26 protein-coding genes and 1 tRNA gene are annotated in these 21,677 nt (G+C 66.9%); 9 read left to right on the top strand and 18 right to left on the bottom strand.

Annotated features, from left to right (window positions below; translation table 11 throughout):
- Positions 1-127: 127 nt before the first annotated feature.
- A tRNA-Gly gene (locus tag MBR110_RS13090) sits at positions 128-202 on the bottom strand.
- Between the two features lie 270 nt (positions 203-472).
- Here MBR110_RS13090 and MBR110_RS13085 point away from each other — a divergent pair.
- Complete coding sequence (locus MBR110_RS13085) at positions 473-1,552, top strand: Imm72 family immunity protein (protein ID WP_230948539.1); 1,080 nt, start codon at positions 473-475, stop codon at positions 1,550-1,552.
- A gap of 263 nt (positions 1,553-1,815) precedes the next feature.
- On the opposite strand, the gene MBR110_RS13080 is transcribed toward MBR110_RS13085, so the two are convergent.
- Positions 1,816-2,910: an IS5 family transposase gene (locus MBR110_RS13080; RefSeq protein WP_009961431.1), complete on the bottom strand. Its 1,095-nt coding sequence runs from the start codon at positions 2,908-2,910 to the stop codon at positions 1,816-1,818.
- Positions 2,911-3,226: 316 nt separating this feature from the next.
- Between MBR110_RS13080 and MBR110_RS13075 the strand changes: the two genes are divergently transcribed.
- Positions 3,227-3,571, top strand: a complete 345-nt coding sequence (locus MBR110_RS13075) for a cupin domain-containing protein (RefSeq protein ID WP_011883612.1) — start codon at positions 3,227-3,229, stop codon at positions 3,569-3,571.
- A gap of 68 nt (positions 3,572-3,639) precedes the next feature.
- Here MBR110_RS13075 and MBR110_RS13070 read toward each other — a convergent pair whose 3' ends face one another.
- From MBR110_RS13070 to MBR110_RS13040, 7 genes are all read right to left on the bottom strand, one after another.
- Positions 3,640-3,843, bottom strand: coding sequence for a hypothetical protein (locus MBR110_RS13070; protein ID WP_014722600.1), 204 nt, complete (start codon positions 3,841-3,843; stop codon positions 3,640-3,642).
- Between the two features lie 10 nt (positions 3,844-3,853).
- Complete coding sequence (gene rpsU, locus MBR110_RS13065; protein ID WP_011883613.1) at positions 3,854-4,066, bottom strand: 30S ribosomal protein S21; 213 nt, start codon at positions 4,064-4,066, stop codon at positions 3,854-3,856.
- A gap of 33 nt (positions 4,067-4,099) precedes the next feature.
- Entirely contained in the window at positions 4,100-4,309 is a 210-nt protein-coding gene (locus MBR110_RS13060; RefSeq protein WP_034194099.1) for a hypothetical protein, read from the bottom strand.
- 67 nt (positions 4,310-4,376) lie between these two features.
- Positions 4,377-4,652 (bottom strand): hypothetical protein, encoded by a 276-nt coding sequence (locus tag MBR110_RS13055; protein ID WP_014722601.1) that lies wholly within the window; start codon positions 4,650-4,652, stop codon positions 4,377-4,379.
- 338 nt (positions 4,653-4,990) lie between these two features.
- Complete coding sequence (locus MBR110_RS13050) at positions 4,991-5,527, bottom strand: chromate transporter (protein WP_014722602.1); 537 nt, start codon at positions 5,525-5,527, stop codon at positions 4,991-4,993.
- The gene (locus tag MBR110_RS13045) at positions 5,524-6,123 is read right to left on the bottom strand and encodes a chromate transporter (protein WP_059733957.1); all 600 of its coding nucleotides are present in this window, start codon (positions 6,121-6,123) and stop codon (positions 5,524-5,526) included. The genes MBR110_RS13050 and MBR110_RS13045 overlap by 4 nt, the downstream gene beginning before the upstream one ends.
- 105 nt (positions 6,124-6,228) lie before the next feature.
- Positions 6,229-6,984, bottom strand: coding sequence for a DeoR/GlpR family DNA-binding transcription regulator (locus MBR110_RS13040; RefSeq protein WP_043291640.1), 756 nt, complete (start codon positions 6,982-6,984; stop codon positions 6,229-6,231).
- An 81-nt stretch (positions 6,985-7,065) separates the two neighbouring features.
- On the opposite strand from MBR110_RS13040, the gene MBR110_RS13035 reads away from it, so the two are divergent.
- The 3 genes from MBR110_RS13035 (at position 7,066) to MBR110_RS13025 (ending at position 9,096) form a co-directional block, all read left to right on the top strand.
- Positions 7,066-7,665: an NUDIX domain-containing protein gene (locus MBR110_RS13035; RefSeq protein ID WP_059460709.1), complete on the top strand. Its 600-nt coding sequence runs from the start codon at positions 7,066-7,068 to the stop codon at positions 7,663-7,665.
- Positions 7,662-8,042, top strand: coding sequence for a hypothetical protein (locus tag MBR110_RS13030; protein ID WP_059733959.1), 381 nt, complete (start codon positions 7,662-7,664; stop codon positions 8,040-8,042). Before MBR110_RS13035 ends, MBR110_RS13030 begins: the two co-directional genes overlap by 4 nt.
- Before the next feature lie 187 nt (positions 8,043-8,229).
- Entirely contained in the window at positions 8,230-9,096 is an 867-nt protein-coding gene (locus MBR110_RS13025) for an SIR2 family NAD-dependent protein deacylase (protein WP_059733961.1), read from the top strand.
- Between the two features lie 37 nt (positions 9,097-9,133).
- Here MBR110_RS13025 and MBR110_RS13020 read toward each other — a convergent pair whose 3' ends face one another.
- Positions 9,134-10,345 (bottom strand): S53 family peptidase, encoded by a 1,212-nt coding sequence (locus MBR110_RS13020; RefSeq protein WP_059733963.1) that lies wholly within the window; start codon positions 10,343-10,345, stop codon positions 9,134-9,136.
- Positions 10,346-10,720: 375 nt separating this feature from the next.
- Between MBR110_RS13020 and crcB the strand changes: the two genes are divergently transcribed.
- Together crcB and MBR110_RS13010 are read left to right on the top strand one after the other, a co-directional pair.
- Complete coding sequence (gene crcB / locus MBR110_RS13015) at positions 10,721-11,107, top strand: fluoride efflux transporter CrcB (RefSeq protein ID WP_011883633.1); 387 nt, start codon at positions 10,721-10,723, stop codon at positions 11,105-11,107.
- A 24-nt stretch (positions 11,108-11,131) separates the two neighbouring features.
- Positions 11,132-11,482 (top strand): DUF190 domain-containing protein, encoded by a 351-nt coding sequence (locus MBR110_RS13010; protein WP_059604096.1) that lies wholly within the window; start codon positions 11,132-11,134, stop codon positions 11,480-11,482.
- 9 nt (positions 11,483-11,491) lie between these two features.
- On the opposite strand, the gene MBR110_RS13005 is transcribed toward MBR110_RS13010, so the two are convergent.
- Both MBR110_RS13005 and MBR110_RS13000 read right to left on the bottom strand, forming a co-directional pair.
- Positions 11,492-12,055, bottom strand: a complete 564-nt coding sequence (locus MBR110_RS13005) for a YggT family protein (protein ID WP_011883636.1) — start codon at positions 12,053-12,055, stop codon at positions 11,492-11,494.
- Positions 12,056-12,131: 76 nt separating this feature from the next.
- Positions 12,132-13,061: a Rossmann-like and DUF2520 domain-containing protein gene (locus MBR110_RS13000; protein ID WP_034194106.1), complete on the bottom strand. Its 930-nt coding sequence runs from the start codon at positions 13,059-13,061 to the stop codon at positions 12,132-12,134.
- Positions 13,062-13,576: 515 nt separating this feature from the next.
- Here MBR110_RS13000 and MBR110_RS12995 point away from each other — a divergent pair.
- Positions 13,577-13,870, top strand: a complete 294-nt coding sequence (locus MBR110_RS12995; RefSeq protein WP_014722613.1) for a hypothetical protein — start codon at positions 13,577-13,579, stop codon at positions 13,868-13,870.
- Between the two features lie 112 nt (positions 13,871-13,982).
- Here MBR110_RS12995 and MBR110_RS12990 read toward each other — a convergent pair whose 3' ends face one another.
- A complete protein-coding gene (locus MBR110_RS12990; RefSeq protein ID WP_014722614.1) occupies positions 13,983-14,651 on the bottom strand; it encodes a LysE family translocator in 669 nt (222 codons plus the stop codon).
- A 58-nt stretch (positions 14,652-14,709) separates the two neighbouring features.
- Positions 14,710-16,266 (bottom strand): UbiD family decarboxylase, encoded by a 1,557-nt coding sequence (locus tag MBR110_RS12985; protein ID WP_011883644.1) that lies wholly within the window; start codon positions 16,264-16,266, stop codon positions 14,710-14,712.
- Between the two features lie 596 nt (positions 16,267-16,862).
- On the opposite strand from MBR110_RS12985, the gene MBR110_RS12980 reads away from it, so the two are divergent.
- Positions 16,863-17,984 carry a transglycosylase SLT domain-containing protein gene (locus MBR110_RS12980; protein WP_011883645.1) on the top strand — a complete coding sequence of 374 codons (1,122 nt, stop codon included), beginning with the start codon at positions 16,863-16,865 and terminating at the stop codon, positions 17,982-17,984.
- A gap of 111 nt (positions 17,985-18,095) precedes the next feature.
- Here MBR110_RS12980 and MBR110_RS12975 read toward each other — a convergent pair whose 3' ends face one another.
- From MBR110_RS12975 to ribBA, 4 genes are all read right to left on the bottom strand, one after another.
- Entirely contained in the window at positions 18,096-19,292 is a 1,197-nt protein-coding gene (locus MBR110_RS12975) for a pyridoxal phosphate-dependent aminotransferase (protein ID WP_034194107.1), read from the bottom strand.
- Between the two features lie 69 nt (positions 19,293-19,361).
- Entirely contained in the window at positions 19,362-19,799 is a 438-nt protein-coding gene (nusB, locus tag MBR110_RS12970) for a transcription antitermination factor NusB (protein WP_011883649.1), read from the bottom strand.
- A complete protein-coding gene (gene ribH / locus MBR110_RS12965; RefSeq protein WP_011883652.1) occupies positions 19,796-20,305 on the bottom strand; it encodes a 6,7-dimethyl-8-ribityllumazine synthase in 510 nt (169 codons plus the stop codon). Before ribH ends, nusB begins: the two co-directional genes overlap by 4 nt.
- A 53-nt stretch (positions 20,306-20,358) precedes the next feature.
- Complete coding sequence (ribBA, locus tag MBR110_RS12960) at positions 20,359-21,501, bottom strand: bifunctional 3,4-dihydroxy-2-butanone-4-phosphate synthase/GTP cyclohydrolase II (protein WP_011883653.1); 1,143 nt, start codon at positions 21,499-21,501, stop codon at positions 20,359-20,361.
- Positions 21,502-21,677 lie beyond the last annotated feature (176 nt).

Raw genomic sequence — 21,677 nt, 5'->3', positions numbered from 1 at the left:
ACTGAGTAAGACTCGGTTCGGGCGCGAGGCCGTTACGCGTAGCGGTGCGCCGGATGAACGGGCACATGGTACAAAAAAGCCGCCTTCGACGAGGCGGCTCTTGCGCTGGCTGCCGGGCAGCCGAAGGTGGAGCGGGCGATGGGAATCGAACCCACGTCATCAGCTTGGGAAGCTGAGGTAATGGCCATTATACGACGCCCGCAGAACGCGCAATTGTACAGGGGGTTGGGTGGGGATGGCAAGGGGGCGGTGGGGCGAGTCTCCGAGCGGTTTGCGGAATGTGCCGTTCACGCGAACTGCACATTCTCGTGGCGCTGCGCAGCATGGGTGCCCCAATATCAACGATTCGACGGACGTGGCGAGTACCCTTCCCGGCAGAGCGGAAATGATCGGCCAAGATCAGACACGAAGGCTATGCGCGGCGAACCACTGCCGTTGTCGGAAAACAATCGACTGAGGAACAGGCTCCCTGATGTTGAATATTTCGAACATGACCGCCGAGCAGGAACGCGATGCGCGGGCGAAGGCGTTTCATCTGCTCAAGAAATGGACCAGTTTCACGTTCTTGGACTACGCCGTTGGACTGTACAGGGACTTTCTGGCCGCGTATGCGAAACAACTGGATACGCCGTGCCCAAATCAGGTTGAGCTTGAAGAAGCCTATATTCGCGACTTCCTCGGAGCGCTAGTGCAAATGGACCTCGGCATCGATGCATTGCGCCGAGGTCTCGACAAGAGAGCGGCGTACGACGCGTTGATCGTAGGAAGCCAGCAAGGTGGTGACCTGTTGTTTGGGCGGAGTGCGCTCGAAATCGGCCGTAAATACGATCCGTTTTTCCATGCGCTGGGACTGAAGGACACCAACTTTTCGGACCCGGTGTATGCCACCGGATTCGCGGAGGGCGTCTGGATCGAGAGGTTGATTTGCTATGCGCTTAAATGCACGGTCGGATTCGGTTTTACCGGGATGCTTGCATACGGAACACGCGCCGATGGAGGGACCCGTGTCTTTGAGCACTGGACTTACGAATCGATGTTCGAAAGTGCGCCGCTCCCGGCATGGCGATATTGGCCGCCCGGTCGCAGCTATCCCGCCGACCTTCCTCCGTGCCCGCCGAAGAACGAATCCGCGGCCGGGGAGATTCACAGCGGCGAGGAGATTCCAGTCGAGGGTATCTCGGAGCCATCGTTTCCGGCCGGCAAGGTCGGTTGCCCGAGTTACTTCCTGAAAGGCAGTATCGCCCACACCTACTTGCTGGAAGGCACCAACGACGAACATGCGGTGGCCTGGCGGCTGCTGTGGGAAGACAAGCGTTACCGGGACGGCAGCATTCCGGCGGAAGAGGCGACTTATTTCCCGACGCCTGTCGTGCAACCGAGGCTCCGGGCCCTGCCCGGGGAGCCTTGTCCGCGCAGAGGTTACTGGCAAAGTCCGGCTGTCAAGGATTCGGTTCACGTCGAAGCCGGAGCGCCGATGCCGGGGCCGCAGCGCACGACGTGGGGAATGGTCATCTGGCATTACGCGGACCCGCAGCCCCATCACGCGAGTTGAGCGACAGGTTTGCTGCCCATCGGGGCGACGATGGGCCCAGTCCGGTGTGCAAGACAATCGGCGCGATCGAGTGTGATGCTCGTTGCCGCCGCCGTCTATGACCTAGCAGGCTGTTGAAAAGCGCCTCGTTCCGACGATCGGGGCACTGTTTAAAAGGGTTTCGTATGCGATTGGCCGCTGAGTTGCTGACGAATCGTGCCGGATGCCCCGCTTGCGAGCGGGCCGGCCGGCGCGTTGCCGCGCAACAGCTACGGTTGGGCGGCTCATCGCGCTGCTCCCTGCGGCACCGCTGCCAGTATTCGAGCCATTCGAGTCAGGTTGCTCGCCAGCATCGTCAGCTTGAAGTGCTGGTCGACTCGCTTGATGCCGCGATACGCGGTCTGTCGGATCCTGCCGACGGTCTTGCCCCAGCCGAAGTGCTCTTCGATGCGCTTGCGAATCACCTGGCTGATGCCATAACCGGCGTGCCGCGAGGTGCGGCCATCGATCGCGCTGCCGCCTTGATGCGCGTCGTTGCGCGCGACATGCGGCGTCACCTTGCGCGCACGACAGTCCCGCACAAAGTCGCGCATGTCGTAACCCTTGTCGGCGCCGAGCGTCTTGGCGTGACGGCCCGGCACGCAATCGAGCAAGCGCAACGCACTTGCGCGTTCGCCGAAACCGTCAGCGTGGCTGACCACCGCGCCGACCACCAAGCCCGAGCGGTTCTCCATCAGGATGTGCCCCTGATAACAAAGGATGGCTCCGCTTTGCCGCCCCTTGCGGAACAGGCGCGCGTCCGGATCGGTGCTCGATTCATGCGTATCGTTGCTGCGCCGCTTGCCCTTCCAGTCGGTGTCGACATTGCGACCACCGCCGGCTGGTGGATCGTCCGAGCCGTCCTTGGGCCGGAAGCTCTTGTGGCTGGCCCAAGCCTGGATCAGCGTGCCATCGACCGAGAAGTGTTCTCTGGACAGCAGCCCTTGCTTGTCGGCCAAGCTCATGACTTCGGTAAAGAACGCTTCGACCACTTCGTGCTCGAGCAGACGATCACGGTTCTTGGAGAACACCGAGTGGTCCCAGACGGCGTCTTCGATCGCCAGTCCGACGAACCAACGGAACAGCAGGTTGTAGCGCATCTGTTCCATCAACATGCGCTCGCTGCGCACCGAGTACAGCACCTGCAGCAGCAATGCACGCAGCAGTTTCTCCGGCGCAATCGACGCACGGCCGCTATCCGCGTAGATCGTGCCAAACAGCCCATTGAGCCGCTTCAGCGCTTGATTGACCAGCAGCCGAAGCGGCCGCAACGGGTGATCGGCCGGCACGAAGTCTTCCAGCTTCACCGTCGTGAACAGCGGTTCTTGCATCTCGTCCATTCCGCGCATCGCTCTCGTCTGCCCAAGATCATGAACACGATATCTCTAACGCACCGCTCGCAACGCCCGTTTACACCGTATCCAATTTCAACAGCCTGCTAGCGCCGCTCGCGCACAGGTCGAACAGCACCGGAATGATCATCGACGACGAGCCTGACGCGTGCCTCGAAGCGACGCGGCTCCCAAAACGCACTCGCCACCCCTCCGCCCGCCCATGTCGAAAATGAACGACTCGATGTCGGAACGACACAAGCCGTGCGCGACCATTCGAACTAACGTGACAGTCCTCTCATCCGTTCGTTCTTCAGGAGCCGACATGTCCGATTTCATCACCGTGCTGCGCAAGACCTGCCCGATGCCCGTCGTCGATGCGACCAAGTGGAAGCGCATCGGCGGCGATCCGCACACCGTGAACCTCAACGCTTACGTGTCCCGCGACGGCAGCAAGATCATGGGCACGTGGATCTGCACGCCCGGCAAGTTCGAAGTGAACTACGAGAAATGGGAGTACTGCCACTTCCTCGACGGCTATTGCATCATCACGCCGGAAGGCGAGGAACCGGTGCACCTGAAGGCCGGCGACGTGTTCGTGATCGAGCCGGGCATGAAGGGAACGTGGGAAGTCGTGGAGACGGTGCGCAAGTATTTCGTATTCGCGTGAACGAACCGTTCGGTCCGTCCGGTGCGAAAGCGCCGGTCGGAGACCGATGCGTCCAACCGCGCGCTCCGCTAATCGACGCTCAGCGCCTTTTCGATCGCGGCGATCAATTTGAACGCGTCGTCGCGACCGATCCGCAGGCCGCGGCTGGTGTACTCGCAGCCGAACGCGTAGAAGCTCGGCAACAGCGTGATCGCATCGTTCTGTCGATCGAAGTCGACTTCGCATTTCGTCAATGGAAAGAACGGACGCACTTCGACGGGCGGCTCGTACACGACTCGCGCCCTAGTACAGCTTCCGCGGCGGCAGCATGCGCTTCGCGCGGAGTCGCTGTCTCGACACGGCGCTCGCTTTCTTGCGTTTGCGCTCGGTGGTCGGTTTCTCATACCCGGTGCGGCTGCGCAACTCGCGGATGAGTCCGGTTTTCTCGATGTTTCGCCGGAAGCGGCGCAGCGCGACCTCGACTGGTTCGTCGGGCTTGAGGATGATGGTCGTCATGCAGATCCTGTTCTAAAAGCGTGTGGTGGGAAGCTAGCCGAGTCGCGTCATGACGGCGCTCGCTATCCCGTCGGACTCGAACTCGGAATATCCGGCGCCGATCGACAGTGCGCGCACGGCAGCGAACATTTGCAACTCGGGTTGATGGCGCAACGCGGATCCGGCAAGCCGGTATTGCGGGACAGCGTCGGTCGGGGAAATCTCGTGTCGCTCGATCAGGCCGAGCAATTCGTCGATGATCATTTCGCGCTCCGAATCGCCAGCCGACTGTCGCCGGCCGCGTCGACATGCATCGGTGGAATCGGTGGAACTACGCGAACAGCGGCTGCTCGCCGCGATTGCCATCGATGACCTGCTCTGCGTACAGCACCGACGCCCGCCGCGCATCGCCCGCCGATTCGAACGGCGTCTTGCTGGCCAACCGGAACGTCTCGCTGCGGGTCAGCGTGTCGATGGTGCCGCGCAGGCAGATCTTCACGGCCGCGTCGAAGCCGCCGTCGTAGTTGTGCGCACTGCCGTTCCGCGACGGAACGTGCGGGTAGATCAGCGGGTAAATTTCGAAGCCACGATACAGATGCATGCTCATGAGGAACTCCTCTGTTCGTCGCGACAAATCGCACGGACGAACGCAACCGACCGGTATCACCGCTACGCGGCGCGACGGGTGGGGGTGAAAAGAAAACGATGCGTGCGGATGACGGCGCAACGCAGCAAGAGGGCAGAGGGCGGGACGAGCGATCTGGGACGTGACGCGCGCTCGGATAAATTGATCATACGCGCTTCGTGGCCGATGTCCATCTTATTCTCGACGGGGGCGCTGCAAGGCTTCGACCCCTAGCGACGCGCGTCTCGCCAAGTCGCAAATCCCCGTTCGTCATCCAATATCGCGCGGTGCGCCGACGGCTCGCGGCGCGGTCGCCGACGTCAGCCGATCGCATGCATGACGACCAGCAACAACGCCCCGACGACGATCAGCAGCACCGCATGAACGCGCGTGAGCATCACGCATGCAGTCGACGCAAGCGCGATCGCGCGGGCCGGCCAGCCGCCGTCGAGCGCCTGCAGGAGCACCCAGGCCGACGCCAGAATCATCCCCGCTGCAACCGGCCGCAGGCCGGCCTCGAGGGCGACTTGCCAACGTGCGCCCTGGTGCCGCCGCCATAGATGCGCGACGCCGTAAATGAGGAACGCGGTCGGCCCGAACAGCGCGAGCGTCGCGATCACCGCGCCCCAGAAGCCGGCCACCTGCCACCCGATCAGCGTTGCAAGCAGAGAGCCGGGGCCCGGCGCCATCCGCGCAATCGCGAAGTCGTTCACGAACTGTGCGGCCGTCATCCAGTGATGAACATCGACGACCTGCCGCTGGATATCGGCGACGATCGCCTGGCCGCCGCCGATGGTGGCGATCGACAGCGGCGCGAACACGCCGGCCAGCGCGACATAGCGGGACGGCGTGATCATCGGCCGCTCCCCCCGGCCGTCGCGCGCGCCGCACGACGGTATTCGAGTGCGACGCTCAGCGTGCCGCCGATCACCACGGTCCACACGAGCGGCCAGTGCAGCACGGTCACCGACACGAACGTGAGCGTCATCACCGTCAGCGGCAGCGCACGGCGCGGCAGTCGGCGCACCGCGGTGATCGCCATCGAGATCGACAGCCCGATCGCCGCGGCCGCGGCGCCGGCGAGCGCGACGTGGGCGAGCGTGAAGCGCGTGAGTGCAGAGAGCGCGACGCCGAACAGCACGATCAGCACGGCGGGCGGCGCGATGACGCCGGTGAAGCCGGCCACCGCGCCGCGCCATCCGGCGAGCCGGTAGCCGATCCAGATCGCGAGGTTCTTCACATTGACGCCCGGCAACGCCTGCGACAACGCGAGTCCGTTCAGGAACGCCTCCTCGTCGAGCCAGCGCCGCTCGTGCACGAATGCGCGCATCATGCGCCCGCTCAATCCGCCGCCAAAGCTGGTCAGGCCGATCTGCGCGAACGCGGCGAACAAGGCGAGGATGCCCGGAGGCGGGGCGATAGCGTCTGGAACGGAGTTCGGGGCGGTCGGCATCGGGCGGGCGCTGACGTGTCGGTTGGGCAGTCGCCCATGGTAGCAAGGCCTGCCTGTCGGCACGCTGACGTGGGGCCGTCGGCGCTCATCCCGCTTTCCACCGCGCTACGCCCGCACGACCGTCACGCCGGCAGCCTCGATCGGCTCGGTCAGGGCGACGTCGGTTTCCTGCTCGACGACCACGGCCTGCGCGAGCGCCAGCTCGCCGATCACGAATTGCGACGCCGCGCGCAATTTGGATTGCGACGCGAGCACGACCGTCTCCGCGGCGCGTGCCGCGAGCGCGCGCTTGATCGCGGCTTCCTCGAAGTCGCCGGTGCTCAGGCCGGCGACCGGATGCACGCCGGTGACGCCCATGAAATACAGGTCGGCATGGATGCGCGAGATACCTTCGATCGCCGCTGCGCCGACCGCGACGATCGAATGCTTGTACAGCCGCCCGCCGATCAGGATGACGTCGATCGACGGATGCGCCGCCAGCGCGACGGCCACGCTCGGGCTGTGCGTGACGATCGTCGCGCGCAGGTCGGCCGGCAACTGGCTGACGAGCAGCGCCGACGTCGTGCCGCCATCGACGATCGCGACTTGTCCCGGCGCGATCATCTGCGCGGCGCGCCGCGCGATGCGCCGCTTTTCCGCGGTTTCCAGCGTCTCGCGCTGCGCGAACGGCGCGACGGCCGGCGACGCCGGCAGCGCGCCGCCGTGCACGCGCTGCAACAGCCCTTCGGCGGCCAGCTCGCGCAGGTCGCGCCGCACGGTGTCTTCGGATACGCCGAATTGCGCGCTCAGTTCGACGGCCAGCACCTGGCCGTCACGGGCGAGCGCGTCGAGGATCGCTTTCTTGCGTTGGGTCGTCAGCATCGCATTGCACGAAATATCTTGAAATTGCACGAAACTGCACGTTACCATGGGCGCCGTCCTATGTCGAATGGGGAGGCCGCGATGGCCGCAACGCATGAGCGCGTCCGTATCGTCGATACGACGGTGCTGTCCGATGACTGGTACGTGCTGAAGAAGGTGACGTTCGATTTCCTGCGCCGCGACGGCACCTGGCAGCGGCTGAGCCGCGAGACGTACGACCGCGGCAACGGCGCGACCATCCTGCTGCGCAATGCGGCGACGGGCGACGTGCTGCTCACGCGGCAGTTCCGGATGCCGGCGTTCGTGAACGGCCACGACGGGATGCTGCTCGAAGCGGCGGCCGGCCTGCTCGACGATGCGACGCCCGATGCGCGTATCCGCGCGGAAGCGGAAGAGGAAACCGGCTACCGCGTGCGCGGCGTGCGCAAGGTGTTCGAGGCGTTCATGAGCCCCGGCTCGGTGACGGAGAAGCTGCACTTCTTCATCGGCGAATACGACGCGTCGCTGCGCATCGGCGACGGCGGCGGCGTCGCGGAGGAGGGCGAGGATCTCGAAGTCGTCGAGATGCCGCTGCACGCGGCGCTCGACGCGATCGAGCGCGGCGAGATCGTCGATGCGAAGACCATCATGCTGCTGCAGTACGTCGCGCTGCGGGAAACCGCCGGCGTGCGCCCGGCATGACGCCGCTGCTGGTGCTCGTCGCCGGGCCGTGGCGCAGCGGCACCGACGGCGACCCCGCGCGCATCGCCGCCAACCTGCGTCGGCTCGAGCAGGCCGCGCTCGCGGTGTATCGCCGCGGGCACGTGCCGATGATCGGCGAGTGGCTGTCGTTGCCGCTCGCCGCGGCGGCCGGCGCCACGGCGATCGGCGACGCGATCAGCGAATCGTTCCTGTATCCGGCGGCGCACCGGCTGTTGCGGCGCTGCGATGCGGTGCTGCGGATCGACGGCGCATCGCGCGGCGCGGACGCGGACGTGACGCTCGCACAGCAGTTCGGCAAGCCGGTCTACTCGTCGGTCGAGGCGATTCCGGTCGCGCAGGAGAATCCGCAAGCCTGAACGCAATGCCGTGCGGCGTGCCCGACCGTGCGTGCGGCGACAACGACCGGTTCGCGGTGCGCTCGACGCTCGGCGCGGCACTGCGCTGCGCCGCCGTGCAGCCACGCCGCCGCAGCATCGCGCTCGAACCGGCGTATGATCGCGCGACATCCGCCGCCTACCGTTCGATTCTTTGCCCAGCTTCGCCATGCCGCTTTCCCGTTCCTTCGATGCGTCCGCCGCACCACTCCCACTGCCCACTGATCGCGTCGGCGCCGCCGTCGAGGCGCTCGCGCGCGCCGATGCGCTCCTCGTGACGGCCGGCGCCGGCATCGGCGTCGATTCGGGGCTGCCCGATTTCCGCGGCACGGACGGCTTCTGGCGCGCCTATCCGGCGCTGCGCCAGGAGCGCTTCGAATTTCACGAGATCGCGTCGCCGCAGGCGTTTCGCGCGCAACCGCGGCTGGCGTGGGGCTTCTACGGGCACCGTCTTGCGCTGTATCGACAGACGCTGCCGCATCAGGGCTTCGCGATCCTGCGACGCTGGATCGACGCGATGCCGAACGGCGGTTTCGTGCTGACGAGCAACGTCGACGGTCAGTTTCAGAAAGCCGGCTTCGATCCGGCGCGCATCGTCGAGATCCACGGTTCGATTCACGCGCTGCAGTGTCTGCGTCCGTGCTCGGACGACACGTGGGATGCGGCATCGTTCGTCCCCGACGTCGACGCCGTCGCGTGCCGGCTGATCGGCGAGCCGCCGCGCTGCCCGCGCTGCGGCGGCCTGGCGCGGCCGAACATCCTGATGTTCGGCGATCACGGCTGGCTCGGCGAGCGCTACGACGCGCAGCAGCGCGCGCTCGACGAATGGATCGCGCAGGCGGGGCGGGTGGTGGTGGTCGAGCTCGGCGCAGGCACCGCGATCCCGACCGTCCGGCTGACGAGCGAGCGGCTCGGCGCCGATGTGATCCGCATCAACGCACGCGAAGCGCATGCGCGCCGCGCGGACGTGATCGGGCTGCAGGGCGGCGCGCTCGCGACGCTCGTCGAACTCGAGCGCGCGTGGCACGGCGCTTGAACGCGGCGGCGGCGCGCGGCCGCCGCCGGTTGCGCGGTTACGGCTGCGCGACGAGCGCCTGAACGAGCGACGGCGCGACCGGCGAACCGAGGCCCGTCACGTAGTCGTAGCCGCCGGCCGCGTTGCAGATGCTGCCGCAACTGCCGTTCGACCCGATCGTGACGTCGTGATAGTCGCTGCCGTACGCGCTCTTTCCGATCGCATACAGCGTGTCGTAGGTGCCGCTCAGACGGCTCTTGCCGGCCGCCGCGCGCAGCGAATTCGCGATCGCGACGAGCGCCGACCATTGCGGTGCGCCGGCGCTCGTGCCGCCGACCTGGAACCAGCCGGCCTGCCCCTGGTACGTCACCGAGTCGTACACGGCGAAGCCGCTGGACGGATTCGCGTCGTAGCCGACGTCGGGCACGCCACGCTTGCCGGCCACCGGAATCGGCCAGCCGGCCTGACCGGCCGGCTCGCCCTCGGCGGTGCTCACGCCGCCGCCGCTGCCGCTCCACGCCGCTTCGCCGACGTAGTTGCCCGCTGCGTCGACCGACAGCGTCGTGCCGCCCACCGCCACCACATACGGCGATGCGGCCGGGTACTCGGTCCCGGTGCCGCTGTCGCCGGACGACGCGACGAAGGTGACGCCCGGCACGTTGAAGTGGCCGTCGTAGCCGGTTTCGCCGCTGAACTCGTTGCCGCCGAAGCTCATCGACACGACCGACGCGCCGCGTTTTACCGCAACGTCGACCGCAGCCATCAGATCGGTAAAGCTCGCCGATGCGGCCTCGACCAGCACGATCTTCGCTTTCGGCGCGATGGCGTGCACCCATTCGACGTCGAGCGACATCTCGAGCGACCAGCCGGCGTCCGTCTTGGGCCGGGTGCCGCGCGCATACACCTTGGTGAAACACCCGTTCGACGACGTGCAGGCAGGCAGCACGAACGCGTTGCTGAAGACGCCGAGATCGGCCTCGATCTTCGGGTCGTCGTACGCGTCGACGATCGCGACGACCATCCCGTCGCCCTGGTTCGCGAGCGCATCGAATCCGTACGCGTGCCGCACGAGCGCGGGCGTGAGGCCGGCGACGGTGGCCGTGCTTGCACGCGGCTTGGTGTGGAATGGCGGGCGGGCGAATCCTTTCGGCGCGCGGTGGCCTTCGATGTACGACTGCTGGGCGCCGTCGTCGGCGAGCGCGATGCTCGACCCGAGCAGCGATGCGCACAGCGCCGGAATCAACATGGACGACAGGCGAATATTGTTCATTTTGAGAATCTCCCCGTGCCGACGGATCGACGGCGAATTGATTCTATGAAATAGCCGGAATGAATTACATCGAATATCGGCAGGATGCGGGAATGTCTGGATGAGGGTAAATACGCGGAATGCCCGGCGCATGGGGCTTGTCATGACCGGAACGGACCGCCTGGCGCAGGTTTCTCCGACTTCCGAACGGCCGCTGACTCATTAATCGATTTATTTTGTGGATTTGTAATGTTCGGCGTAATTCATCGGAAAATGGCGAATCCGGCGGCCGTGTGCGAACGATACGACGCGCCGGCATTGCGGCCGCCGCACGATTGCGCATACAGTTCGGCGTACGCCGCGCCGGCCATCCGGCGCCGTCAGCAAGGAGTTTTCGTGTTCCCTTCGATCGTCGCGATCTTCGTCGGCGCCGGGCTCGGCGCCGTGTTGCGCTGGTTCCTGGGCCTCGCGCTCAACGCGTTCGTGCCGGCCATGCCGCTCGGCACGCTGGCCGCGAACCTGCTCGGCGGCTACGCGATCGGCATCGCGGCCGTCGTGTTCACGAGCCGCGTCGGCCTGCCGCCCGAGTGGCGGCTGTTCGTGATCACCGGCTTCCTCGGCGGCCTCACGACGTTCTCCACCTACTCGGTCGAAGTGATGACGCACGCGCTGCAGGGCGAATTCGGATGGGCGTTCGCGGTGGCTGTCCTACACTTGACTGGTTCGTTCACGCTGACGGCGCTCGGCATGTGGACCGCCAGCGCGTGGTTCGCGCCGGCCTGAGCGCGCCGGCATCCGGAGAACGCGATGGACACCGTGTTCCTGCGTTTCTATGTGCATGAGCAGCAGCGGCTGCACTGGAAGCCGCTATGGGAATGGCTGCTGGAGGAAGCTAACCGGATGGGCGTCGCGGGCGGTTCCGCGTTCCGCGCGATGGCCGGCTTCGGCCGGCATCGCGTGCTGCATGAGGACCGCTTCTTCGAGCTGCAGGGCTCGCTCACGATCGAGGTCGAATTCATCGTCACCGAGGCCGAGGCGCGGCAACTGCTCGAACGGCTGTCGCGCGAGAAAGTGCGCGTGTGCTACGCGATGATCCCGGCGAGCTTCGGCGTGATCGACACGCTGTCGGCGCCGCCGGCCGTGGGGCCGGCGGTGTAGCGCAACGCTTCAGATGCCGAACAGCGTCAGCGACACGGCTGCGCGCGTGACGATCATCAGCAGCACCTGCACGATCACGAACAGCAGGATCGGCGACAGATCGATGCCGCCGAGGTTCGGGATCACGCGGCGCAGCGGGTTCAGGAACGGCGCGGTGAGTTGGTAGAGGATCGGCATCGCCGGCGAGCGCGGATTGAGCCACGACAGCAGCGCCATCAGGATCGTCATCCAGATCACCAGATTGAGCGCCCACTTCACGACGGTCAGCAGCGCGACTACGACGAGCGTCGCGATCACCGAAGCCGGATCGAAGCCGGCCATCACGACCATCAGCACCACATAGACGAGCGCGGTGAGCAGCGCGGCGACGACGCTTGCCCAGTCGATCCCGCGCACGCCCGCGATCACGCGGCGCAGCGGCAGCACGAGCCAATTGGTGGCCTGCAGGACGGCCTGCGTGACGGGGTTGTACGGCGGCACGCGCACGGCCTGCATCCAGACGCGCAATATCAGCGCGGCGCCGAACAGCGTGAAGACGGTATTGAGCAGAAAACGGGCGATCTCGCCGAACATCGTTGGCATCCTTTTTATGCAGTCGAGTAGCGTGCGGCCGCCAACGCCGGATGGCGGCGCATCGGCCGACACCTTATCACGCCTCGTCTCGCGGCGGGGAGGGGTGTCCGGTGGTGCGCGCGAGCGACGCTTCGACGGCCTGGGCGAGCGCCGGCAGCGTGGCCGGCGGCGCCGTGCGTTGCGCCGCGAGCGCGACCGCGCGGCGCGTCATCAGCGCGTACAGCGTCGCGTGATCGCCGCCGTGCGCCTCGAGCAGCGCGAGCTGGCGCTCGACGATGCCGGTGTCGCCGCGCGACACCGGGCCGGCGAGCGCGTTCGCGAGCCCCTTGTCGCGGGCGGTCTCGATCGTGCCGGCGAGCATCGGCAGCAGCGCGCGCAGCGCGGCGGCTTCGTCGAAGCCGAGGCCGCGCCACAGCTCGACCGCTTCCGCCAGCCCGCACAGCGCGAAGCTCGCCGCGTAATGCGCGGCCCCGTGATACAGCATCCGGCCGCCGGCGGGAATCGACAGCGGGTGGCAGCCGAGTGCGGCCACGAGCCGCATCAGCGTCGCATGCAATGCGCCGTCGGCCTCGATCGTGACCGAGCAACCGTCGATGCGCGTGAGGTCGGCGTCGGTGCCGCCGAACAGGTAGAGCGGATGAAAGCCGCCGGTGGCTGCGCCTTGCAGCCGGGCCGGATCGAGCAGTTCCACCGCCGAGGCGCCGCTGCAGTGCACGAGCGCCTGGCCGCTCGCGCGGGCCGCATCGAACCGCAGTGCGGCGGCGGCGGGCGCGAGCTGGTCGTCGGGGACGGTCAGGAAGATCAGGTCGGCCGCATCGACGACCTGCTGCGGCGTGTCGACTGCCCGGCAGCCGTCGATGCGGGCTGCGAGTTCTGCGGCGGAAGCGGCCGTGCGGCTCGCGACTGCGGTGACCGGAAAGCCGGCCGCCGCGAAACGCATCGCGACGCAGCGCGCGAGACGGCCGGCGCCGATGAAGCCGAGGCGGGGAGTATCGGGTACGGACATGGGCGGGGCGGGGACAAGAACGGGGCAGCCGCCAGTATCGCAGGAATGACGACGGCGTCGCGACGGCGCGGGCACGCGTGGAGCTCGTCGAGCGCGTTGGTGCTCGCCGTGGCGGGTCGTTGCAAGAATGTATGTCGTGAGCGCGGAGCTTCGAGGGAGGACGGTTACGACCCTCAAACTGAGTGGGCCGCTTGCCCATCGGAACGGTCGGCGTCTTGTCTCGAATTTGTAATCGTTCATTACGGCACGCTGCGAGCCGTGGGGGCGTGGTCCGGTAAGAACGACCGAGTGGTGTGCCCCGCGTGGGCCGGTCGGACGAAATCCTGCGTGTCGGTGCGGCACGCGATGGCCGCGCGAGCGGGGCATCGTGGTGGCCCTCGCGGCCCGGAATTGCAATTTGCAACAAATGCGCGACCCGCCCGGAGCGGGTTTTCGCTACATTGCTTGCATGCGACGTGCGCGCCTGCCGTCGCCGACCGGAGCGCACAAATTACCGCTCCAGCAGGAGAATCGAAGTGAAAAAGCTCATTCCGTTCATCGCCGCCGCCGCGCTCGGCCTGGGTGCCGCGAGCGCCGCGCAGGCCCACGTGTCGATCGGGGTCGGCATCGGTATCCCGGTTGCGCCGGCATACCCCGTGTACGCGCCGCCGCCGCCCGTCTACTACGCACCGCCGCCTCCGCCCGTGTATTACGCGCCTGCGCCGGCGTACTATGCGCCGCCGCCGGTGGTGGTCGGCGGCTATTACGGCCGTCCGTACTGGCATCACGGTTATGGCGGCTGGGGCCACCACGGCTACTGGCGCCGCTGACGCGTCGCGCGCGGCGACGGCCGCGTGAAGCAGAACGGCGCAACGCCCGGTGACGGACGTTGCGCCGTTCTTCATTTCAGGCGCCCGATGCCGCGTGGGCGGCACGTTGCGCTCACGCGGCGTGAACGATTAGATCGCGGTAGCCGCCGACGATCACGCTATAAGAGAAATACGCGAACAGCAGCGCCGACGCGACATGGCACGCGCGCATCAGCCCCGCGCCCGCACGCTTGCGGCCGTGGCTCGCGAGCGTGCAGATGAACAGCGTCCACGCGAGGCCGCCGAGGAAGAAGCCGGACAGGAACACCGAAGCCGTAGCCGGCGTGGTCGCGCCGGCTTTCGCGATCAGTGCGCCGCCGACCGCCGCGAACCACAGGATCGCGCTCGGCGACGACATCGCCAGCAGCAGCCCGCGTACGAAGCTGCGGCGCGCGCTCGCACGCGGCGCGGGTGCGTCGCCGGCGCGGTCGTCGGCATCGGCGGGCGGCGCGATCGCTTCGCGCGCCATCTTCCACGTGAGGAACAGCAGCACCGCGCCGCCGCCGATCCAGACGATCCAGCGCACGGCCTCGAACTGCAGCAGCACGGCCATGCCGGCCAGCGCGAGCGCGGCGTAGACGAGATCGCCGACGCACGAGCCGAGGCCGAGCCAGAAGCCCGGCCGAAAGCCGTGCGACAGCGTTAGCGACAGCATCGCGACGTTGACGAGGCCGATGTCGAGACACAGCGACAGCGACAGGAAGAAGCCGTCGGACAGCATCGAGGCGGGTGGAAAGCTCATCGTCATTGCTCGGGTGGAGTCGATGGTGCGTGCCGACGCGTGCCGGCGCACGGGCCGATCAAAGTCCGATCTCCTGCCAGAGCCGGTCCACGCGCGCCTTGACGGCCGCGTCCATCTCGATCGGCCGGCCCCATTCGCGGTTGGTCTCGCCCGGCCACTTGTTGGTCGCGTCGAGCCCCATCTTCGAACCGAGCCCGGCGACCGGCGACGCAAAGTCGAGATAGTCGATCGGCGTGCTGTCGACCATCACGGTATCGCGCACCGGATCGACGCGCGTCGTGATGGCCCAGATCACCTCGTTCCAGTCGCGGATGTTCACGTCCTCGTCCACGACCACGATGAACTTCGTGTACATGAACTGCCGCAGGAAGCTCCATACGCCGAACATCACGCGCTTCGCATGGCCCGCGTAGCTCTTCTTCATCTGCACGATGGCCATCCGGTAGCTGCAGCCTTCCGGCGGCAGGTAGAAGTCCGTGATCTCGGTGAACTGCTTCTGCAGCAGCGGCACGAACACCTCGTTGAGCGCGACGCCGAGCACGGCCGGCTCGTCGGGCGGCTTGCCCGTATAGGTCGAGTGATAGATCGCGTCGCGGCGCATCGTGATGCGCTCGACCGTGAACACCGGAAACCACTCCTGCTCGTTGTAGTAGCCGGTGTGGTCGCCGTACGGGCCTTCGAGCGCGTGCTCGTACGCGGCCGCCGCATTGCCGGCCGGCCGCGGCGGCGCGCCGGCCGGGGCCGGCGCGGGCGTGCCTTGCTGCGGATAAATGAAGCCTTCGAGCACGATTTCCGCGCGCGCGGGCACCTGCAGCGTGTCGACGCCGGGCGTCAGGCACTTCGCGAGCTCGGTGCGGCTGCCGCGCAGCAGGCCGGCGAACTGATACTCGGACAGCGTGTCGGGCACCGGCGTCACGGCGCCGAGCGTCGTGGCCGGGTCGGCGCCGAGCACGACCGCGACCGGATACGGTTGGCCCGGATTCCTCAAGGCGAATTCGCGGAAATCCAGCGCGCCGCCGCGATGGGCGAGCCAGCGCATGATCAGTTTGTTGCGGCCGATCAGCTGCTGGCGGTAGATGCCGAGGTTCTGGCGCGACTTGTTCGGCCCGCGCGTGACCGTGAGGCCCCACGTGACGAGCGGCCCGGCGTCGCCGGGCCAGCAGGTCTGGATCGGCAGCTTGTGCAGGTCGACGTCGGCGCCTTCCCAGACGATCTCCTGGCATGCCGGCGACGACACCGATTTCGGCGCCATGTCCCACACGGCCTTGGCGAGCGACAGCAGCTTGCCGGCGTCCTTCAGGCTCTTCGGCGGATCCGGCTCCTTCAACGCGGACAGCAGCCGCCCGAGGTCGCGCAGCGAGCCGAGCGCGGCGTCGTCGCCCGCATCGACGCCCATCCCGAGCGCGACGCGGCGCGGCGTGCCGAACAGGTTGCCGAGCACCGGAAACGCATTGCCCGGCGGCGCGTTGAACAGCAGCGCAGGGCCGCCGGCGCGCAGCACGCGGTCGCACAGCTCAGTCATTTCGAGCACGGGCGACACGGGCTGCGTGACGCGCCGCAGTTCGCCGAGCGCCTCGAGGCGCTGAATGAAATCTCGTAAGTCTTTGTATTTCATGAAGATGGTCCGGATTGCCCGCGACGCGGGCAACGGTGAGCGGGCGCAACTGCCGGTGCGGCCCCGAATCGATCGCCGATTTTACCCGCGCCGCCGCGCGCTCGCCCGCGAGTGAAAAAAGTAGACCGCGCTGGAAGCCCCTTCGGCAGAGGCCTCGCGATCTGAAGGCCGCTTCAACATTACTTTTTGTTATAATTTCGAGGTTTTATAGTGTTGACGATCTATAAAACCCTGCTAGAATCCGCTCACATTGGTTGCAGGGTAAAAGGCTTCGAGCCGCCAATCACCGATCTTCGACGCAGCGCGTCACCGTCCGCCGAATCCTGCACGGCGTCTTTCGACGGTCTTTAGTTGTAGTCTCGGCCAGCGCCACCTGACGCTGGTTTTTTGCGTGAGTGCCACCGCGTGTGCCCACCTTGCACAAGATGCAAAGGTGCTGGCCTTCTTACACCGTGGCCTCGAACGGTACTTATACCGTTTCCCCGATGCTTGTGCGTCCGACCAAGGCGTGCGGCGTCGTGATTCCGCGGCGCGTATTCTGTCTCGCCATCGAGCCGAGCGAGCCGCACGAGTCATGTTCATGGGAGATGATCTGAATGAACGCTTGGTTATCGTGGCGTCCCACAGAGCAGCATGCGCAGTTCGTGCGCGACATGCTGCGCCGGGGGACGCGTGTCAGTCACCACTTATTCAGCGTTGTCGGCTGTCTCGCTGTCGCAGTTGCGCTCGCCCTCTGGCTCGTGCCGACCGTGCGCGGGAACCTCGCCGCAAAGCTGATGCCGATCGTATCCGCGGCCATGCAAGCCGGTCCGGCCCGTCTGCTGTCCGGCCATCCGCTGCCGAACTTCGCGCCCGCCGGCGCGCAGCCGCAGCAGGAAGACGCGACCGAAACGGACGCGCTCGCCGTCGGTCTCGACGTCGCGCCTGAAACCTCCGCGCAGAACGATGCGGCCGATGCGGCCCGCAACGGCCCGTCGCCGGTCGCGCTCGCGAAACTGATTCCGACCCAGCGGGTTCCGGCCGACGCCCGTGACGATCGCACGCTCGCGTCGAACCGTGAACAGGCGCTCGTCGCCACCTACCTGTCGCGCCGCTACCGGGTCGCGCAGGAGCCGCTCGGCCAGCTCGTCAAGGCGGCGTTCCAGACCGGCCGCGACGTCGGCCTCGATCCGCTGCTGCTGCTGTCGGTGATGGCGATCGAATCCGGCTTCAACCCGTACGCGGAAAGCGGCGTCGGCGCGCAGGGGCTGATGCAGGTCATGTCGAAGGTCCATTCCGACAAGTTCGAATACTTCGGCGGCACCGATACCGCGCTGCAGCCGCTCGCGAACCTGCAGGTCGGTGCGCTGGTGCTGAAGGACTGCATCGCGCGCGGCGGCTCGCTCGCGAACGGCCTGCGCCTGTACAACGGCTCGACGAACCCGGACGACAACGCGTACGGCGCGAAGGTCATGGCCGAGCGCGGCCGCCTGCGCGACGTGGCGCACGGCCGCAACGTGCCGGTCAATGCACCGCAGGCGCCGGTCCAGGCGTCGAAGCCGATCGTCACCGCGGCCGTCACGGCAGCCGCAGGCGGCGCCAAGCGCGTGCATGCGACGCTCGACGCCGCGCAGCCGCTCGCCGCGAAGACCGCGGCACCGAAGGGCGCGCAGCAGGACGACGCGAGCGTCGACACCGCGAAGCAATCGCACGGCGAGCATTCGGAACTGGGCGCGTAACGACCGCAGGTTTCACCCGCACGAATAGAAAAAGCACCCGGTCGGGTGCTTTTTTCATTTGTATCGACGCAGCTGGACCGCCGGCCGGCGCGGCGCCACGGGTTCCGTGGCTCAGTGGTGGCCGAACAGCCTGGCCAGCCGCTCGACCGCTTCCTCGAGCCGTGAATAGGCCGTCGCATACGACAGCCGGATATAGTCGCGCGGCGCATGGACGCCGAAATCCATGCCCGGCACCAGCACGACGCCGGCGTCGTGCAGCATCGCATGCGTGAGCGCGGCGCTGTCGCCGGCTGCCGGGTGGGCAACGCCGCCGCAATGTGCGTAGACGTAGAACGCCCCGTCGGGCATTACCGGGACCTTGAAGCCGAGCCGTTCGAGCGCCGGCGCGATGAAGTCGCGGCGACGCTTGAATTCGAGGCGGCGCGCTTCGTAGATGTCGAGCGTCGCCGGTTCGAAGCAGGCGAGCGCCGCATGCTGCGCGAGCGCGGACGGACAGATGAACAGATTCTGCGACAGCTTTTCGAACGTGCCGACCAGCGCCGGCGGCACGACGAGCCAGCCCAGCCGCCAGCCGGTCATGCTGAAGTACTTCGAGAAGCTGTTCACCGTGACGACGTCGTCGCCGTACGACAGCGCCGACACGGGCGCCGCATCGTAACTGAGGCCCTGATAGATCTCGTCGACGATCGTGAAGCCGCCGCGTGCGCGCACCGCCTCGACGATCCTTTTGAGCTCGTCCGGCTCGAGCGACGTGCCGGTCGGGTTCGACGGCGACGCGAGCAGCACGCCGCGCGTGCGGTTGCCCCAGCGCGTGCGGACGTCGTCGGCGGTGAGCTGAAAGCGCGCTTCCGGGCCGCTCGGCACGAGCACCGGCCGGCCTTCGGCCGCCGCGACGAAGTGCCGGTTGCACGGATACGACGGATCGGGCATCAGCACCTCGTCGTCGCGGCCGACGAGCGCGAGGCACGCGAGCAGCAGTGCGGCCGATGCGCCGGCCGTCACGACGATCCGCTCGGGGCTGATCGTGAGGCCGTACGCGCGCGCATAGTGCGCCGCGATCGCTTCGCGCAGCGGCGCAATGCCGAGCGCGCTCGTGTACTGCGTGACCCCGCGGCGCAACGCAGCCGCGGCCGCCTCGACGACGGGCTCCGGCGCGGTGAAATCCGGCTCGCCGATCCCCATGTGGATAACATCGCGCCCGGAGGACTCGAGCCGCTGTGCCTCCTTCATCAGTTCCATCACATAGAACGGCTGGATCGCGTCGACGCGTGCGGCGAGCGTGACGAGCGAATCGGCGGTGGTATTCATCGGTCGGGCGGAGCGGGCAGGGGAAGGGGAAACGAAAAACGGGCGCGTATGCGCCCGTCGATACACGGATCAGCTGTTGCGACGCGCCTGCGTTTCGGCGGGGCGCAGCTTCGCGGCGAGCTTGTCGAGCACGCCGTTCACGTACTTGTAGCCGTCGGAGCCGCCGAACGTCTTCGTGAGTTCGACCGCTTCGTTGATGATGACGCGGTACGGCGTTTCGACATGGTGCGTGAGCTCGAACGTCGCGATCAGCAGCACGGCGCGTTCAACCGGCGACAACTGGTCGATCGGACGATCCAGCGACGGCGTGATCGCTTCGACCAGCGTCGCGTGCTCGCGAATCACACCGTGCAGGATGGCCTCGAGCAGTTCCTTGTCGGCCTTGTCGTAACCGAGCGCGCCGCGCAGTTGCGCGTCGATCTCGCCGGAGGACGCGTTCGACAGCAGCCACTGATACAAGCCCTGCGTCGCCAGCTCGCGCGATTGTCGGCGGGCGCTCTTTTTCATGCGCGCTCCTCTTCGTCGTCTTCGTCTTCTTCTTCGTCGTCGCCGAGCTGGTCGAGCGCCATCGTCAGGTTCGCCATCTCGACCGCGACGCGAGCGGCGTCACGACCCTTTTCGGTCATGCGCGCGACGGCTTGCTCGTCGTTTTCGGTCGTCAGCACCGCGTTCGCGATCGGCAGGTTGAAGTCGAGGCCGATGCGCGTGATGCCCGCACCGCTTTCGTTCGACACGAGTTCGAAGTGGTACGTCTCGCCGCGGATCACCGCGCCGAGCGCGATCAGCGCGTCGAACTGGCCGCTTTCCGCGAGCTTTTGAAGCGCGAGCGGGATTTCCAGCGCGCCCGGCACCGATACGAGCAGCACGTCTTCACCCGACACGCCGAGGCGCTCGAGTTCTTCGACGCATGCATCGGCGAGGCCGTTGCAGACGGGTTCGTTGAAGCGGGATTGCACGATGCCGATACGCAGGCCGTCGCCTTCGAGATTCGGTTGGTATTGTCCGATTTCCATGATCTGGTCCGTGGTGTGGATGAACGGTTATAGGGCGAAAGCGCCGCGGCGGGTTACGCGTTGGACGCCGGGCAGGACTTGGCTTCGTCGCCGGGCATCGGAATGAAGCCCGTGACTTCGAGGCCGTAGCCGGACATGCTGCCCAGCTTGCGCGGATTCGACAGCACCTGCATCTTGCCGACGCCGACATCACGCAGGATCTGCGCGCCGATGCCGAACGTCTTGAAATCGACCGGCCGGCGCTTCAGCGCAGCGGCCTTCTGTTCCTCGTCGAACGCCTTGAAGACGTCGATCAGATGTTCTTTCGTGTCGCCGCAGTTGAGCAGCACGATCACGCCGAGGTCGCGCTCCGCAATCTCGCGCATCGCTGCGTCGAGCGTCCACGAGTGCGTCGAGATGCCCGTCTCGAGCAGGTCGAGCACCGACAGCGGCTCGTGCACGCGCACCGGCGTATCGACGTCGGGCGCCGGCGCGCCGCGCACCAGCGCGATGTGCGGCGAGCCGCTCGGCTGGTCGCGGTACAGCACCGCGCGGAACGTGCCGTGCGCGGTCTGCATCGTGCGCTCGGCGATCCGCTCGATGATCGACTCGGTGCGGCTGCGGTACTGGATCAGGTCGGCGATCGTGCCGATCTTCAGATCGTGTTCCTTCGCGAACTCGAGCAGATCGGGCAGGCGCGCCATCGTGCCGTCGTCCTTGATGATCTCGCAGATCACCGCGGCCGGCGTGAGCCCCGCGAGCGCGGTGAAGTCGCAGCCGGCCTCGGTATGGCCGGCGCGCACCAGCACGCCGCCCGGCTGCGCCATGATCGGGAACACGTGGCCCGGCTGCACGATGTGCTCGGGGCGCACGTCGTGCGCGACCGCCGTGGCGATCGTATGTGCGCGGTCGGCGGCCGAGATGCCGGTCGTCACGCCTTCGGCCGCTTCGATGCTGACCGTGAATGCGGTGCCGTACTGGGTGCCGTTGCGGTAGGTCATCAGCGGCAGGTGCAGCTGCTTGCAGCGTTCCTGTGTCAACGTCAGACAAATCAGCCCGCGGCCGTACCGGGCCATGAAGTTGATCGCTTCCGGCGTGACGAACTCGGCGGCGATCACGAGATCGCCTTCGTTTTCGCGGTCTTCTTCGTCGACCAGGATCACCATCCGGCCGGCTTTCAACTCCGCGATGATGTCGAGCGTGGAGGCGAGCGTCATAAAGGGGCGAGAAAAAGGAAAGTGCGTATTTTACGCCAGCCGGACCGCGTTTCGGCTGGCACGGGCCGCGCGCCCGGCAAGCGCGCCGAAAAGCCGCGCGACCGGGCCGTGACGCGAACCTGCAATGCGCGACGGCAGGACGGCCGGCCGGGCCGCCGCGCCGGGTGTTGCGCCGG

The organism is Burkholderia sp. MBR-1, from assembly GCF_013822785.1.
GTDB lineage: Bacteria > Pseudomonadota > Gammaproteobacteria > Burkholderiales > Burkholderiaceae > Burkholderia > Burkholderia vietnamiensis.
Note: the sequence above shows the minus strand (reverse complement) of the source record. Positions and strands in the feature narration are given on the sequence as shown.